Source organism: Geomonas oryzae, from assembly GCF_004117875.1.
GTDB classification, from domain to species: domain Bacteria; phylum Desulfobacterota; class Desulfuromonadia; order Geobacterales; family Geobacteraceae; genus Geomonas; species Geomonas oryzae.
The window spans coordinates 33,147-47,658 of record NZ_RAHW01000011.1 but is presented as its reverse complement, the minus strand read 5'-3'; the positions used below and the strand labels follow the sequence as shown (position 1 = coordinate 47,658).

Genomic DNA, 14,512 nt, shown 5'->3' with positions numbered 1-14,512 from the left:
CTACCAGTAAAGGAGAAGGAGATGTTAAAGAACGTTCGCATAGGGGGCCGGCTCGGCCTTGGTTTCGGCATCATGCTGCTCATCGTCATCGCCGTCGGCGGTACCGGCTACTGGGGGGTGAGGGAGAGCACCCAGACCACCATCGCCATGCTCCAGGGGGACGCCAGCATCTCGGAACACGCCTCGAGGGCGCGGGCCAACGTGGTGGGGATGCGGCGCTACGAGAAGGACCTCTACCTGAACATCGGTGACCGGGGCAAGGAGAAGGAGTACCTCGGCAAGTGGAGCGAGCAGCGCGACCACCTCTTGAACCGCCTGAAGGACCTCGAGAAGATCGTGGTGCTGCAGAAGGAAAAGGACGAAATCAAGGCGATGCGGGAGGAACTCGCCGCCTACGAGGCCGGTTTCAACAAGATCTACCAGGGGATCGAGTCGGGGCGCATCAAGAGCCCGGCACAGGCGAACGCGGCCATCGATCCGTACAAGGCGGGGATCCACAAGTTCGAGGAGGTCTCCAAGGATATCGCCGACGAGAGCAACCAGCGCATGGACAGCAAGGAGAAGGTCATGAACGACCTCGCCCGGCACGTGTCGCTCCTGGTGGTGGCGAGCATCCTGGTGAGCCTCATCGTGGGGATCCTGGTGAGCTTTTTGATCACCCGCAGCATCACCGTGCCGATCAACGCGGCGGTCGAGGTGGCGAAGACCGTGGCAAGGGGCGACCTCACCGTGGCGGTAGTGGTGAACTCGAAGGACGAGGTGGGCGAGCTTTTGGCCGCCATGCAGACCATGGTGCAGAGCCTTCTGGCCATGATCGGCAAGATCCGCGGCACCTCGGGCGAGGTCGCCTCGGCCGCCGGGCAGATCTCGGCCAACACCCAGCAGCTCACCAAGTCCGCCCACGGCCAGGCCTCGGCCACCGAGGAAACCTCGGCCACCATGGTGCAGATGGCCGCCTCCATCCAGACCGTGGCCGGCAACGCCGATTCCCTCGCCGCCAACGCGGATGAGGTCTCCTCCTCCATCGAGGAGCTCGGCGCCTCCAGCGAGCAGGTGGCGAAGAGCGCCGACGTGATGGCGAGCGCGGTCGCCGAGACCTCGGCCACCATCGAGCAGATGACCATATCCATCGAGAACGTGGCGCAAAACGCCGAAGAGCTCATGTCCTCGGTCGCCGAAACCTCGGCCACCATCGAGCAGATCACCGTCTCCATCGACCAGGTGGCCGGCAACTCCCAGGAGCTGCAGAAGGTGATGGCCGACTCCTCCGCAACCATCGAGGAGATGGCCGCATCGATCCGCCAGGTGGCGAAGAACGTGGAGGAGGCGGACCGCGTGGCCAAGGGGGCGGCCAAGGAGGGTGAGGCGGGCCTCGAGGCCGGGCAGCAGGCGGTCGCCGCCATGGGGCGCGTGGCCCAGGTGATCGAGAAGACCTCCGACTCCATCCTGAACCTCGGGCGTCGCTCCGAGGAGATCGGCAACATCGTCAAGGTGATCGGCGAGATCGCCGACCAGACCAACCTCCTCGCGCTGAACGCCGCCATCGAGGCGGCGCGCGCCGGCGACGCCGGGCGCGGCTTCGCCGTGGTGGCCGACGAGGTGAGAAAACTCGCCGAGCGGAGCATGTCGGCCACCAAGGAGATCGCCATGGTGATCCGCCAGGTGCAGGCGGATACCGGCGAGTCGGTGAAGTTCGGCGAGGTCGCCTCGCAGGAGGCGAAGAACTCCATGGAGCTCATCACGCTTGCGGGCACCGCGCTTGATAACATCGTCACCAGCATCGACCGCACCAGCACCCTCATGTCCGACATCGCCCGCATGACCGCCGAGCAGTCCAACGCCTCCAACCAGGTGATGCGCGCGGTGGAGCAGATGAGCGGGGCCTCCGACGTGGTGGCCAACGCCGCCCGCGAGCAGGCGACCGGCGGCAGGCAGATCCGCATCGCCGTGGAGCGGATGAACCAGTTGACCCAGGAGGTGACCGGCTCGGCCAAGGAGCAGGCGCTCGGGAGCCGCCAGATCCGCATCGCGGTCGAGAACATGAACCAGGTGACGAGCCAGGTGACCGTCGCCACCCGCGAACAGTCCCTCTCCGCGCGCCAGATCGTCTCCGCGGTGAACAGCATGACCGCCATGACCCAGGCGGTGGCCAACGCCACCGCCGAGCAGAAGAAGGGGGGCGAGATGGTGGTGGTCGCCATGGACAACATAAGCGACATCACCCGGGAGAACCTCTCCGCCGTCGAGCAGCTCTCGCGTGCGGCCCAGAACCTCACCCAGCAGGCCGAGGAAATGACGGCCCTGGTGGGGACCTTCAAGGTGGCCTGACATGGAAACGGCGGCAAGCCGGGCATACGGGGACGAGCTCCCCGACCCCTGTCTGGACCGGATCAGGGAGCGGGTCTTCCAGCTGAGCAGGCTCTACTTCGCCCCCCGCAAGCTCTCCCTGTTCCGGCAGCGTGTGGAAAGCAGGCTCGCGCAGCTCGGGTTTGCCGACTGCTGCGGCTACCTGGACCACCTGGAGCGGACCCCCGGCGAGTACGCCACCCTGCTCGACCTCTTGACCATCAACGAGACCTTCTTCTTCCGAAACCCGGACCAGTTCACCCACCTGCGCCAGGTGGTGCTGCCGGAACTGGAGCTTGTCCGGGGGCGGGAGATGATGCGCTCGTGGGGGGGGAGCGGGGAGGGGGGGCAGGGGATCATGAAGCTGCGCATCCTCTGCGCCGGCTGTTCCACCGGCGAGGAACCCTACTCGGTCGCGATGACCCTTTTGGAGGGGCTGCGTTATCCCAGGGCCTGGGACATCGAGGTCGTCGCCGGCGACATCAGCAAGAGCTGCCTCAACGCCGCGCGGGAGGGGTTCTACGAGATCGAGCGGCTGCACAACATCCCGCCCCAACTGATCCGTAAGTACTTCACCGCCACGGCCGGCGGGGCCTTCGTGGGGGAGGAACTCAAGTCGCTCGTGCGGGTCATCCCGCTCAACCTGAACGACCTCATGAAGGGGGAGCTTCCCGCCGGGATCGATGCAGGCTGGGGGGAGTTCGACCTCGTCTTCTGCCGCAACGTGATGATCTACTTCTCGCCCGCCTGCCAGCAGCTCCTCGTGGAAACCCTCTCCCGGCTGCTGGCGCCGGGAGGGCACCTTTTCACCGGCGACGCCGAGCCCCTGCACCTTTTCGACCACGACCTCGTCGCGGTCCCCAAAGCCGGCTGTCTCGTGTACCGCAAAGTGGAGAACATAGAACATGCTTCATCCTTATGAGCCCGTTGGAGAGGAATTGACCCGCTTGCAGGAACGTTCGCTATCGGAGCTCCTCGCGTTCGTCGGTGACGGCGAGCGCGGGCGCAAGAGCGAGGCGCTGGACATCATCATCGGCCGCGGCCTGGAAGGGATCTATCCCGCGCTGGAAGCGGCGGTGCGCGACAACGACAACGCCGACCTGAGAAACGGCGCCATGGAGGTGCTGGTCAAGTTCGGCGGGGAGGCGGTGCCGTGCCTTAGCCGGCTTCTTTCCGACGGCGATGAGGAGATCCGCAACTTCAGCGCGGTCATGTTGGGCGACATCGGCAGCCGCGACGCGGTGAAAGACCTGATCGCGGCGCTCACCGACCCCGACAGCAACGTGAGTCATTCGGCGGCCGAGGCGCTGGGCAAGATCGGCGACCGCAGCGCGCTCGTGCCGCTATTGGAACTGTTGAAGGGGGATTTCTGGCTGCAGTATCCCGCCGTCTGCGCCATCGGTGAACTCAGAGACTATCGCGCCGTCCCCCACCTCTTGCCGCTGCTCGGCGACGAAATGCTGCGCGGCGCGGTGGTCGAGGCCCTGGGGAAGGTCGGCGACCAACGCGCACTCTACGCCCTGGCCGGCATCCTTCCCTTCGTGGAACAGGAGTTGGCGCGCAGCGTGGCGTGCGCCATGGTCTCCATCATCAACATCCTGAACGAGCTGGAGAGCTACAAAAACCGCATCGAGGTGGGGACCCGGGAGGAACGGCTGCTCCGGCTGGTCTCCCCGCGCGGGGTGGAACGGCTGAAGTCGATGCTCCGGGAACAGGATGATCTGCAAGCGTCGCAGGCGGCTGCGATGCTGCTTGGGTGGATGGGGGAACTCTCGGCCCTGGAGGGACTCTTCACGCTGCTTGCCGACGAGCGCAACCACGAGGTCGTGGAGAACGCGGTCCTCGCCATCGGGAGGCGGGCCGAGGGGGAGCTGCTGGCGGCGCTTGATCATGACAGCGCCGCCGTCCGACTGGTCGCGCTGCGCGCGTTGCGCTCGCTCGGCCTTCCCTGCCACCCCGGAGAACTGGCGCGCCTGCTCGCCAAGGAGGACGAGCAGGGACAACTCGAGGTGTTGGAGACGCTGCAATCCTTCCCGGATGAGTCGTTCCTGCCGCAGCTGCAACTCCTGCTGGCAAAGGGGAGCGATGCACTGGCGCGCCGGGCGGCCCTCGCCATGGCGCACCATCGCGTAGGTCCCGTGCTGGATCTTTTCGCGAAGCTCGCGCATTCTCCCGAGCCGCAGTCGCGCCGCCGCGCCGCCATGCTCCTTGGGTGCCTCGACAAGGGGGGGGGCATCGAGAACCTGCGCCTGCTAAGCCTCGACGACGATGCCGAAGTGCGGGGGGAGCTCGCGCGTTCCATAGGGAAACAGCGGGTATTGCAGGCCGTGCCGCTTTTGTGCCGCGCGCTGTGCGATCCGGAGGAGCTGGTGCGCGAGGCTGCGGTCCTGGCCGCGGCGGAACTGGGGGAGCCGATGCTCGTGGATGAGCTCCTGGCACTTTTGGGGAGCGGACGCGAGGATCTCGACTACTGCGTGATCCGGGCCTTGGGCGACATCGGGGCGCGTGAGGCGGGCGCCTTCCTGGTGGAGTACCTTTCCCGGGGCGTGTCGCGTCAGTTGGAGTACGCCATCGTGGAAACCCTGGGCAAACTGGCCTACCGGGAGGCGTCCGATCTGGTCACCGGGCGTTACCTGCAGCATGATGATCCCGACATCAGGCGCCTGGCGGTCTATACCCTGGGCGAGCTGGCCGACCGGGACTCGCTCAAGGCGGTGGAGGACGCGGTAGGCGACCCCCACTGGAGCGTGCGCATCGCGGCCCTGCGCGTCCTGGGCAAGATCGGCGGCGGTCGCGAGCTCCCTTTGCTGCTCAAGGGGGTGAACGATGCCGATGCCATGGTGCGCAAGCACGCCATCACGGTCCTCGGGGAGCTGCGCAACCCCGTCTCCGTCCCGGAACTGGTTGCGCTGCTTGAGGACCCGGAGGTGGGGAAAGACGCCTTCGAGGCGCTCGTGGCGTTCGGGCGCGGCGGGCTCCCCTGGCTGCATCGTCTCATGAAGAAGAACGACGGCGCGGAGCTGCGCGAGCGGGTCATCGACGTCATCGGCAAGATAGCCGACGGCAAGAGCGTGGAGCCGCTCCTGGAACTGCTCGACGACGAAAGCGAGATCGTCAGGCTCGCCTGCATCGACGCGATGTGCCACTGCTACGACACCCTCCCCTTGAAGCGGCTGATCCAGGTGAGAAAGGAGGATCAGAGCGCCGAAGTGCGGGCGAGGGCGGAATTGGCCCTGATGAGTTTCGCACAGCGGGAATTGCTCGGATGACGGCGGAGAAGACCGCCATGCAGGCTGAGGAGTTCAGGCTGTTCAAGGAGCATGTGGCCGAATCCCTGGGGCTCGTGCTGGAGGAGGGTAGCCGGAGGAACCTGGCGGCGAAGCTTTGGCCGCGGCTGGAAGAGCTGCGGCTGAAAAGCTTCACCGAGTACTACTGCTACCTGAAGTTCTCGCCGGGAAGAGAGGCCGAGTGGCAGCGCCTGGTTCCGCTGCTCACCAACAACGAGACCTACTTCTATCGGGAAGCGGCCCAGTTGTCGGTCCTCGCGCAGGAGGTGCTGCCGGCGCTCAAGGAGAGGAAGACGGCCCGGGGCGAGCGCGCCATCCGCATCCTCTCCGCCGGCTGCTCGAGCGGCGAGGAGGTCTACACCCTGGCGATGCTTCTTTTGGAGTCGGGGTGTTTCTCCTGGGACTGGGACGTGCGCATCACCGGCGTCGATATCGACACGCGGGTCCTCGACGCGGCGCGGCAGGGGCTCTACGCCCAGCGGGCCTTCTGGGCCGCCGACCCGGAGCTCGTGCGCAGGTACCTGACCCCCCATGGGGACAAACTCGCCGTCAGGCCGATCCTGCGGAAATGGACCTGCTTCGCGGAAGGGAACCTGCTCGACCTTAGGGAGCGGCTGGCCGGGGAGCGCTTCGACGTCATCCTGTGCCGCAACGTCCTGATCTATTTCGCGGAGGAAACCGTCAAACGGGTGGTGGACAACTTCACGGCGCTGCAGGCGTCCGGAGATTACCTGTTCCTCGGGCATTCGGAATCCCTTTCCAGGACGGGCGCCTCCTATGTGCCGCTTCGTTTTCCGGGTGCCATCATCTATCAGAAAAGGACGTGACGCTTTGGGGGACTTGAACGGGAAAATAAGGGTGCTGGTGGTCGATGACTCCGCCTTCGTGCGGCGCGCCATCATGCGGATGTTCGAGGAGAGCCCGGAGATCGAGGTGGTCGGTGTCGCGGCCAACGGCGAGAGGGCGGTGGAACTGGCGAGGTGCCTGCGCCCGGACGTGATCACCCTCGACGTGCAGATGCCGGTCCTTGACGGCCTTTCCGCGCTGGAAGCGATCATGAACGAGTGCCCCGCGCCTGTGATCATGTTCAGCAGCCTGACCGGCAAGGGGGGGGAGAAGACCCTCAAAGCGCTGGAGATCGGGGCGGTGGACTTCATCGACAAGAGCTCGGCGGGGGGCGCCATGGACATCGGCGCCCTGGCGAGGGAGCTGGCCGGCAAGATCAAGGTGGCGGCCTGCGTCGACCTGGAAAAGCTGCACGGTGCTGCGCGCAAGCGGGAAGCCGCGCCCGCCTCGCCGGGTAAAGCGCGCAGCGCAGGGACCGACGTCGTGGTCATCGGGACCTCGACCGGCGGCCCCCCGGCACTGCAACAGGTCTTGAGCCGGCTCGAGCCCACACCCTGCCCGATCCTCATCGTCCAGCACATGCCGCCGGGGTTCACCACCTCGCTCGCCGCGCGGTTGGACCGTTGCAGCACCCTCACGGTGCGGGAGGCGAGCGACGGGGAGACGGTGCTCGCGGGCAACGTCTACGTCGCGCCGGCCGGCTGGCACATGCGGCTTCGGCGCAAGGAGGGCGCCCTCCAGGTATGGCTCGATCCGGAGTCCGGAGGACACCTGCATTGCCCGTCCGTCGACGCGCTCTTCGAGTCGGCTGCCGAGGTCTGCGGCAGCCGCTCCCTGGGGGTCGTCCTGACCGGCATGGGCAAGGACGGGGCGGCCGGCGCCCGCGCCATCAAAAAGGTCGGGGGGCGGGTCGTCGTCGAGTCGGAGGAGACCGCGATAGTCTACGGGATGCCGAAGGCGGTGGCGGAAACGGTCTGCGTCGACGCCGCGGTCCCGCTCTACCAGGTCGCCGATACCATAGCGGGCATGGTCCAGGGGACGGCACGGGCAAAGCGTTCGTAATTAAAGGGGCAGGAGCTTAAATTTCCCGGCCGGCTGCCGATAAGGGTAAAGACATCCGCACTCGGGAGCCAACGCCACATGCCCAACACCACCAGAATACTCGCCGTCGACGATGAACCGGTCTTCCGTTTCCTACTGGAAAAGCAGCTGCGCGACATAGGCTATACCGTCCACACCGCGGTTGACGGCCTGCAGGCGCTGGAGCTGCTGGACCAGCAGCCGATCGACCTGATCCTCTCCGACCTGGTCATGCCGAGGATGGACGGGCTCGCCCTGATCGAGGAGGTGCAAAAGCGCAAAGCGGCCCCTCCCATCATCGTCATCACGGCCCACGGCAGCGTCGAGAGCGCCGTGGAGGCGATGCGGCGCGGCGCCTACGACTACCTGGAAAAACCCTACCAGCCCGACGACCTGCGCATCACCATCAAGCGCGCCATCGATTACCAGCACATCGTCCGGGAAAACGAGCAGATCAAGGGGCTGCTCTCGGACCGGTACACCTTCCAGAGCGTCGTCACCGTGAATGCCGCCATGAAGCAGGTGCTGGAACTCGCCGCGCGCGTCGCGGCGGCGCGACAGACCACGGTGGCGATCTACGGCGAGAGCGGTTCGGGCAAAGAGGTGCTGGCGCGCGCCATCCACTTCGCGGGGAAGGGGCTTCCCGCCGAGTTCGTGGCGGTGAACTGCGCGGCAATTCCCGAGCACCTGATGGAGAGCGAGCTCTTCGGACACGTGCGCGGCGCCTTCACCGGAGCGGACCGGGACCGCGAGGGGAAGTTCAGCCTCGCCCGCAAGGGAACCATCCTCTTAGATGAGATCGGCGACATGCCGCTCGCACTGCAGGCGAAGCTTCTGCGCGTCCTGCAGGAGCGCGTCTTCGAGAAGATCGGCAGCAACACCCCCATCCCCGTTTCCTGCCGCGTCATCGTCGCCACCAACAGAAGTCTCGCCGAACTGGTCGCCGCCGGCCGCTTCCGTGAGGACCTGTACCACCGTATCAACGTCTTCCCGCTCACCATTCCGCCTCTTTGCGAAAGAAAGGACGACATCCCGATCCTGTGCGACCACATCCTCGAACAGCTGCGCCAGCACCTGGGGAAGCCTTTGCCTGGGATCTCGCCGCAGGCTATGGAGGTGATGCTCAACTACCGCTGGCCGGGAAACGTGCGCGAACTGCGCAACTGCCTTGAGCGGGCGGCGATCCTCACCGACAACGAACTGATCCGTCCCGCGCACCTGGCCCTGGCCGGTGCCTCCCCCGGGGCCGCGGAACCGGCAGCGGAGGGAGACCGTGTCAGCTACCACCTCTCGCTTCCACCGGACCAGCTCTCTCTCGATGCCCTCACCGAGCAGATCCTCGACGTCACCCTGCAGCGCTGCGGCGGCAACAAGTCGAAAGCGGCACAGCTTCTCAAGGTGAACCGCAAGGCCTTCTACCGCTCCTGACGGGACTCGGTCCGCAGCAATGCCGTCGCCGTCCCTCCCCAGCTCTAGCGCCTTGTCATATTCCCGTCCCCAATCCGTACAGGGTGTCCCTTCGGGGGACACTCCGGTGCTCCTCTTCTTGAGGTAAGTCCTCGAAAACACGAAAAAACATTCTTGGCACCAGTCGTGCTACTTACTGCAGTACAGACGCCGCACTGTTCCGCAGGGAACAGGGGCAAACCGACCGGCCGGAGAGGCAGCCTTCAAGGCTTCGCGGCCACTAAGCAGTCAAGGGAGGATTCACAATGAGAACGATAAGGGATCTCAAGGTAGGAACGAAGCTGGCGGCCGGGTTCGCCTGCGTTGCGGTCATAGCGGCGGTGATCGGCTTCATCGGGATAAGGGTGACCAACAACCTCAACGCGGAAGGGAAAAGGACCTACGAGAGAGTGACCGTCCCGCTCGGGCAGCTGGCCGGGATGTCGGTCAGCTTCCAGCGGGTAAGGATCAACGTGCGGGATGCGGTCGAGGCGACCGACCCGGCACAGCGAAAACTCTACGTCGACACCGTGGTGAGCCTGCGCCGGAAGATAACCGATCTGGCCGGCCAGTACGAGAAGAGCATCGGTAGTGAGGATGGGCGCCGTCTCTTTGCCGACTTCAGCAAGGCCCGGGTGAGCTACCTGGGGTACGTCGACAAGATCCTCGCCCTGGACGAGTCGGGCCAAAAGGCGGAGGCCAGGGAGATCCTGCACGGCGTGGCGAAGCAGGCCGCCCTCGATCAGCAGGCGCTCCTCGACAAGATGATGTCGGTCAAGGAGGAGCAGGGGAAAGTGACGGCGCACAACAACGAACTAGCCGCCGTGGCAGCCGGCCGCACCATCGGTGCGCTGCTGGTCCTGGGGCTTATCCTCGCTCTGGTCCTGGGTGTCACGATCACCCGCATGATCACCCGCCCCCTGGACAAGGCGGTCAAGGTGGCGAACCGGCTCGCCGAGGGGGACCTCACCGTCGAGGTGGTGGTCGATTCCAAGGACGAGACCGGGCAACTTCAGGCGGCCATGGGGCACATGGTGGCGAACTTGAGGGAACTGGTTTCCCAGACGGTGCACATCTCGAGCAGCATAGCCTCCGCCTCGACGCAGCTGCAGGGAACTTCGGCACAGATCGCCACCGGCGCCGAAGAGGTCGCCTCGCAGACCGGCACCGTGGCGACCGGCAGCGAGGAGATGGCGGCGACGAGCGCGGACATCGCCCGCAATTGCGTGCTGGCCGCCGAGGCGTCGCGTCAGTCGACCGAGTCGGCCCAGGGGGGCGCCAAGGTGGTGCAGGAAACCATCGTCGGCATGGGCGAGATCGCAGCCCGTGTGCGCAACACCTCGAAGACCGTCGAGGCACTGGGGGTTCGCTCCGAAGAGATAGGGGACATCGTCGGGACCATCGAGGACATCGCCGACCAGACGAACCTGCTGGCGCTAAACGCCGCCATCGAGGCGGCCAGGGCCGGCGAGCAGGGGCGCGGTTTCGCGGTGGTGGCCGACGAGGTCCGGGCGCTCGCCGAGCGCACCAGCAAGGCGACCAAGGAGATCGGCGCCATGATCAAGGCGATCCAGGGCGAGACGCGCGAGGCGGTGCGTGCCATGGACGAGGGGGTGCAGGAGGCCGAGAAGGGGGCGGTGTCGTCGCAGCGCTCCGGAGAGGCCCTGGAAGATATCCTCAGGTGCATCAGCGAGGTTTCCATGCAGGTGAGCCAGATCGCGACCGCGGCGGAAGAGCAGACCGCAACCACCACCGAGGTGACCAGCAACATCCAGCAGATCACGGACGTAGTGCACCACACGGCGCGCGGCGCCGAAGAGACGGCGATGGCGGCGGCGCAACTCGCCCGGCAGGCCGAGGAACTGCAGCAACTGGTGAGCCGCTTCAAGCTCGCGGCCTAGGAAAAGGAGAACGGTCATGGCAAACGATCTTCAGATAGTAAGGGGTGATGCGCAGCAGCTGCTCCAATTGGTCACCTTTCACGTCGGGGGCGAAGGGTTCGCGGTGGAGGTGGCGAGTGTCAGGGAGATCATGCGGCTTCCCGTCATCACGAGCCTCCCGAACGCCCCGTCATACGTCGACGGCATCATCAACCTGCGCGGCGGGGTGATCCCGATCATCTCCCTGCGCGAGCGCTTCGGCCTCTGCGCCGTGGAAAACGACAGCCACACGCGCATCATGGTGATGACCGTGGGGGAAAAGGTGGTGGGGTTCCGGGTGGACGCGGTCTCCGAGGTGATCCGGGTCCCGCAGGGACAGCTCCAGCCTCCGCCGCCGCTTGTCGCCGCAGGCGGCGGGCGCCAGTGCGTCACAGGCGTCATCGAACGCGGCGAACGCCTCCTGATCGTCCTCGATCCGGAGCAGCTCCTGCTGCTGAGCGAGCTGGACTGGGAGGCGCACGCCGCCTAGCCGCGGCAGAGCACCGACGGTGAGGATGGAAGAAGTCAGAGGGAACCGTGATGAGCGTGGAACGTGGGCTTAAGATAACGGCGGGGGGGACCCTGCTGGCGGTGGTCCTGCTGGCGGCGCACGGCAGCAGGATGCCCGACCTGCGGCTGTACGCCCTGCTCATCTCCTGCGGCGTGCTCGCGTGGTTCCTCGCCTGGTGCTGGGCGCCGGGACGGAAGTGCCCGGAGGGGGAGGCCGGGGAACGGGCGAGCCTCCTTCTGGAATCGGTGGAGGAAGGGGTGGTGGCGGTGGACGGCGCCGGCACGGTGGTCTTTGCCAACCGTGCCGCCCTCGAGCTCCTGGGCTACGGCGACGGTGAGCTGGAGGGGCGGGACCTGCGCACGGTGCTGCACGAAGGGGGCGCCGCACGCTGCGCCGAGTGCGGCAAGACGAACTGCCTGATGAACCCGGCCTTCGGCGGCAGCCGCCGGCGCTCCTTCGACGAGCTCATGTGGCGCAAGGACGGGACCTCCTTTCATGCCGACTTGAGTTGCAGCTCGCTTGGCGGGGGCGCGCATCGCGGCGCGGTGCTCTCCTTCCGGGACGTAACCAAGCGCAGGGAGGCCGAGGAGGCGCTCAGGCAGAGCACCCGGGCGCAGGAGGAGGCGAACCGCCAACTGCTGCGGACGGTGCAGCACGCGAACGAACTCGCCGTGAAGGCGGACCGCGCCTCCGCGGCGAAGAGCGAGTTTCTGGCCAACATGAGCCACGAGATCCGCACGCCGATGAACGCCATCGTAGGGGCAAGCCACCTCCTGTCCGGGACCGAGCTCACGCCGCAGCAGAGCGATTACCTGCAGACCCTGATGATCTCGGCGGACCTGCTCCTGAAGGTGATCAACGATATCCTCGACTTTTCAAAGATCGAGGCGGGCAAGCTCGAGGTCGAACGGGTGGAATTTTCGGTACGCGACGTGGTGGAAGAGCTCCTCTCCGTCTACTCGGCGCGGGCCCGGCAGCAGGGGCTGGATCTATCCGTCGAACTCGACCCTGAGATCCCCCCGTCGCTTATCGGCGACCCTATGCGTCTCTCCCAGATCCTCAACAACCTGCTGAGCAACGCCCTCAAATTCACCCGGCACGGCTACATCCGTATATCGGTACGGCTCGCAAACCGCGACGGCGCCTCGGCGGAACTCCTCTTCGCGGTACGCGACTCCGGCATCGGCATGCTGGCGGAGGAGCAGGCGCAGCTCTTCCAGGCCTTCACCCAGGTCGACGGCTCCATCACCCGCACCTACGGCGGAACCGGGCTCGGTCTCGCCATATGCAGGCGCCTTTGCGCCGTGATGAAGGGGGAGATCTGGTGCGAAAGCATAGCCGGTCTCGGGAGCACCTTCTCCTTCCGCCTGCCGTTCGGCATCGCGAGCGTAAGGGGGCAGGCGCCGCAACGCAGGGAACCCTCGGTCGCCATGTTCCGGCAGCAGCGCGTGCTCCTCGTCGAGGATAACCAGTTCAACCAGAAGGTGGCTCTGGCGCTTTTGGAGCGGGCCGGGTTGCAGGTATCGGTGGCCGGTAACGGTGCGGATGCGGTGGAGCAGGTGAAGCGCAACGCTTTCGACCTGGTGTTGATGGACATCCAGATGCCGGTCATGGACGGGCTCACGGCGGCCCGGCACATACGGGCCCTCAACACCCCCGGAGCCGCCTCGCTTCCCATCCTTGCCATCTCCGCGAACGCCATGGAACGAGATGTTGAGGCAAGCCTCGCCGCCGGGATGAACGCGCACATCGCGAAGCCATTCACCCCCGAGACGCTTTACGGCGCCATCGCGGTCTGGCTCGATGACAGCGGGGCCGTGCCGACGAGGGGGGCGTCAAACGATGTGGCGGAAGCGTCGACGGCCGGACCGATGCTGCCGCGGCTGGATTTCGCGACCGGCGTGCGGCAGACCGGCGGTGACCGGCGCCTGTACCTGGACCTGTTAAGACAGTTCGAGCTCGAGTACCGCGACCGGGGCGAGGAGATCGAGCGGGAGGTGGCCGCAGGAAGGCTGGATGAGGCGGCGCGGCTTGCCCACTCGGTGAAGGGGATCGCGGGGGTACTGGCGGCCCAGCCGCTGCAACGGGCGGCGCAGAGGCTCGAAAGCGCACTCAAGGGGGATGGTGAGTCGGCGCAGGCGCTGGCCGATTTCCGACTGGAGTTGAAGCTCACCATCGCCGCCCTGCGTGCCGAAGCGAGGCCGCTCACCGAAAGCGGCGAGCGCGGCGGCGCGGGGGAGGTGGTCGAGGAGCGGTCGAGCGCCTGAAAACGTGCAGCTGGCGGGCTCTTTGATGGCCATAAAAGAAAAGGTGCGTCCTCGTGGGAGGGCGCACCTTTTTTGTTTCCAACCATGTTCCAGCGAAGGGGTAAGTGTTCTCGGCTGGGCGGAAGCTCCTCACTAAGCGCAGCCTGAGCCCCGACGTCCCCCCCTTGGCGAAGGGGGGGCAGGGGGGATTTTCAAAAGCTGAAATTACTGTTTCGCCTTGATCATCTCGATCTCGAGGTTGATGTCCACTTCCTCGCCTACCGCCACGCCGCCGGTCTCGAGGGCCGCGTTGTAGACCAGGCCGAAGTCCTTGCGGTTGATCTTGGTGCTAGCCACGACGCCGCTTCTGATGTTGCCCCACGGGTCCTTGCTCTCCTTCGCCGGCCCTTCGACGTTCAGCACCACCTGCTTGGTCACCCCGTGCAGCGTCAGGTCGCCGGTCACCCTGAGTTTTCCCTTGCCGGCCTTGGCGACACTCTTCGATACGAAGGTCATGGTCGGGTACTTGGCGGCGTCGAAGAAGTCCGCGCTTCTTAAGTGCTCGTCACGCTTGGCTACGTTGGTGTTCACCGAGGCGGTCTCGATGGTGACGGCAACCTTCGACTTGGTGATGTCCTTGTCGTTGATTTCGACGGTCCCCTTGTGCTTTTCGAAGCTCCCCTTCACGTTGCTTACCATAAGGTGACGGACCTTGAAGCCGACGTTTGAGTGGTCCGGGTCGATGTTCCAGGTCGATGCGGAGGCAAGGGCGGGAAGGGCGAAAGCTGCTACTGCGGCGATGGTTGCGATGGTTCTTTTCATGGCGTTTCT

General features: G+C 65.8%; 10 protein-coding genes. 9 read left to right on the top strand and 1 reads right to left on the bottom strand.

Annotation, left to right across the window (positions count from 1 at the left end):
- Positions 1 to 21: 21 nt before the first annotated feature.
- The 9 genes from D6Z24_RS20605 (at position 22) to D6Z24_RS20565 (ending at position 13,702) form a co-directional block, all read left to right on the top strand.
- On the top strand, positions 22 to 2,328 hold the full coding sequence (locus D6Z24_RS20605; RefSeq protein WP_129127836.1) for a methyl-accepting chemotaxis protein: 2,307 nt from the start codon (positions 22 to 24) through the stop codon (positions 2,326 to 2,328).
- 1 nt (position 2,329) lies between these two features.
- The gene (locus D6Z24_RS20600) at positions 2,330 to 3,268 is read left to right on the top strand and encodes a CheR family methyltransferase (RefSeq protein ID WP_129127835.1); all 939 of its coding nucleotides are present in this window, start codon (positions 2,330 to 2,332) and stop codon (positions 3,266 to 3,268) included.
- 16 nt (positions 3,269 to 3,284) lie between these two features.
- The gene (locus D6Z24_RS20595; protein WP_162605162.1) at positions 3,285 to 5,615 is read left to right on the top strand and encodes a HEAT repeat domain-containing protein; all 2,331 of its coding nucleotides are present in this window, start codon (positions 3,285 to 3,287) and stop codon (positions 5,613 to 5,615) included.
- A complete protein-coding gene (locus D6Z24_RS20590) occupies positions 5,612 to 6,460 on the top strand; it encodes a CheR family methyltransferase (protein WP_129127833.1) in 849 nt (282 codons plus the stop codon). The genes D6Z24_RS20595 and D6Z24_RS20590 overlap by 4 nt, the downstream gene beginning before the upstream one ends.
- Before the next feature lie 4 nt (positions 6,461 to 6,464).
- On the top strand, positions 6,465 to 7,541 hold the full coding sequence (locus D6Z24_RS20585; RefSeq protein WP_246014706.1) for a protein-glutamate methylesterase/protein-glutamine glutaminase: 1,077 nt from the start codon (positions 6,465 to 6,467) through the stop codon (positions 7,539 to 7,541).
- Between the two features lie 78 nt (positions 7,542 to 7,619).
- A complete protein-coding gene (locus D6Z24_RS20580) occupies positions 7,620 to 8,987 on the top strand; it encodes a sigma-54-dependent transcriptional regulator (protein WP_129127831.1) in 1,368 nt (455 codons plus the stop codon).
- Between the two features lie 284 nt (positions 8,988 to 9,271).
- Positions 9,272 to 10,906: a methyl-accepting chemotaxis protein gene (locus tag D6Z24_RS20575; protein ID WP_129127830.1), complete on the top strand. Its 1,635-nt coding sequence runs from the start codon at positions 9,272 to 9,274 to the stop codon at positions 10,904 to 10,906.
- A gap of 16 nt (positions 10,907 to 10,922) precedes the next feature.
- Entirely contained in the window at positions 10,923 to 11,414 is a 492-nt protein-coding gene (locus D6Z24_RS20570) for a chemotaxis protein CheW (protein ID WP_129127829.1), read from the top strand.
- Positions 11,415 to 11,464: 50 nt separating this feature from the next.
- Entirely contained in the window at positions 11,465 to 13,702 is a 2,238-nt protein-coding gene (locus tag D6Z24_RS20565) for a PAS domain-containing hybrid sensor histidine kinase/response regulator (RefSeq protein WP_129127828.1), read from the top strand.
- A gap of 204 nt (positions 13,703 to 13,906) precedes the next feature.
- Here the strand turns inward: D6Z24_RS20565 and D6Z24_RS20560 are convergent, their stop codons facing one another.
- Complete coding sequence (locus D6Z24_RS20560; RefSeq protein ID WP_129127827.1) at positions 13,907 to 14,503, bottom strand: YceI family protein; 597 nt, start codon at positions 14,501 to 14,503, stop codon at positions 13,907 to 13,909.
- Positions 14,504 to 14,512: the final 9 nt, after the last annotated feature.

What these genes read in the sequence shown, in the direction of transcription:
- D6Z24_RS20605 (WP_129127836.1), top strand. Translation starts at nt 22, where the DNA reads ATGTTAAAGAACGTTCGCATAGGGGGCCGGCTCGGCCTTGGTTTCGGC.
- D6Z24_RS20600 (WP_129127835.1), top strand. Translation starts at nt 2,330, where the DNA reads ATGGAAACGGCGGCAAGCCGGGCATACGGGGACGAGCTCCCCGACCCC.
- D6Z24_RS20590 (WP_129127833.1), top strand. Translation starts at nt 5,612, where the DNA reads ATGACGGCGGAGAAGACCGCCATGCAGGCTGAGGAGTTCAGGCTGTTC.
- D6Z24_RS20580 (WP_129127831.1), top strand. Translation starts at nt 7,620, where the DNA reads ATGCCCAACACCACCAGAATACTCGCCGTCGACGATGAACCGGTCTTC.
- D6Z24_RS20575 (WP_129127830.1), top strand. Translation starts at nt 9,272, where the DNA reads ATGAGAACGATAAGGGATCTCAAGGTAGGAACGAAGCTGGCGGCCGGG.
- D6Z24_RS20570 (WP_129127829.1), top strand. Translation starts at nt 10,923, where the DNA reads ATGGCAAACGATCTTCAGATAGTAAGGGGTGATGCGCAGCAGCTGCTC.
- D6Z24_RS20565 (WP_129127828.1), top strand. Translation starts at nt 11,465, where the DNA reads ATGAGCGTGGAACGTGGGCTTAAGATAACGGCGGGGGGGACCCTGCTG.
- D6Z24_RS20560 (WP_129127827.1), bottom strand. Translation starts at nt 14,503, where the DNA reads ATGAAAAGAACCATCGCAACCATCGCCGCAGTAGCAGCTTTCGCCCTT.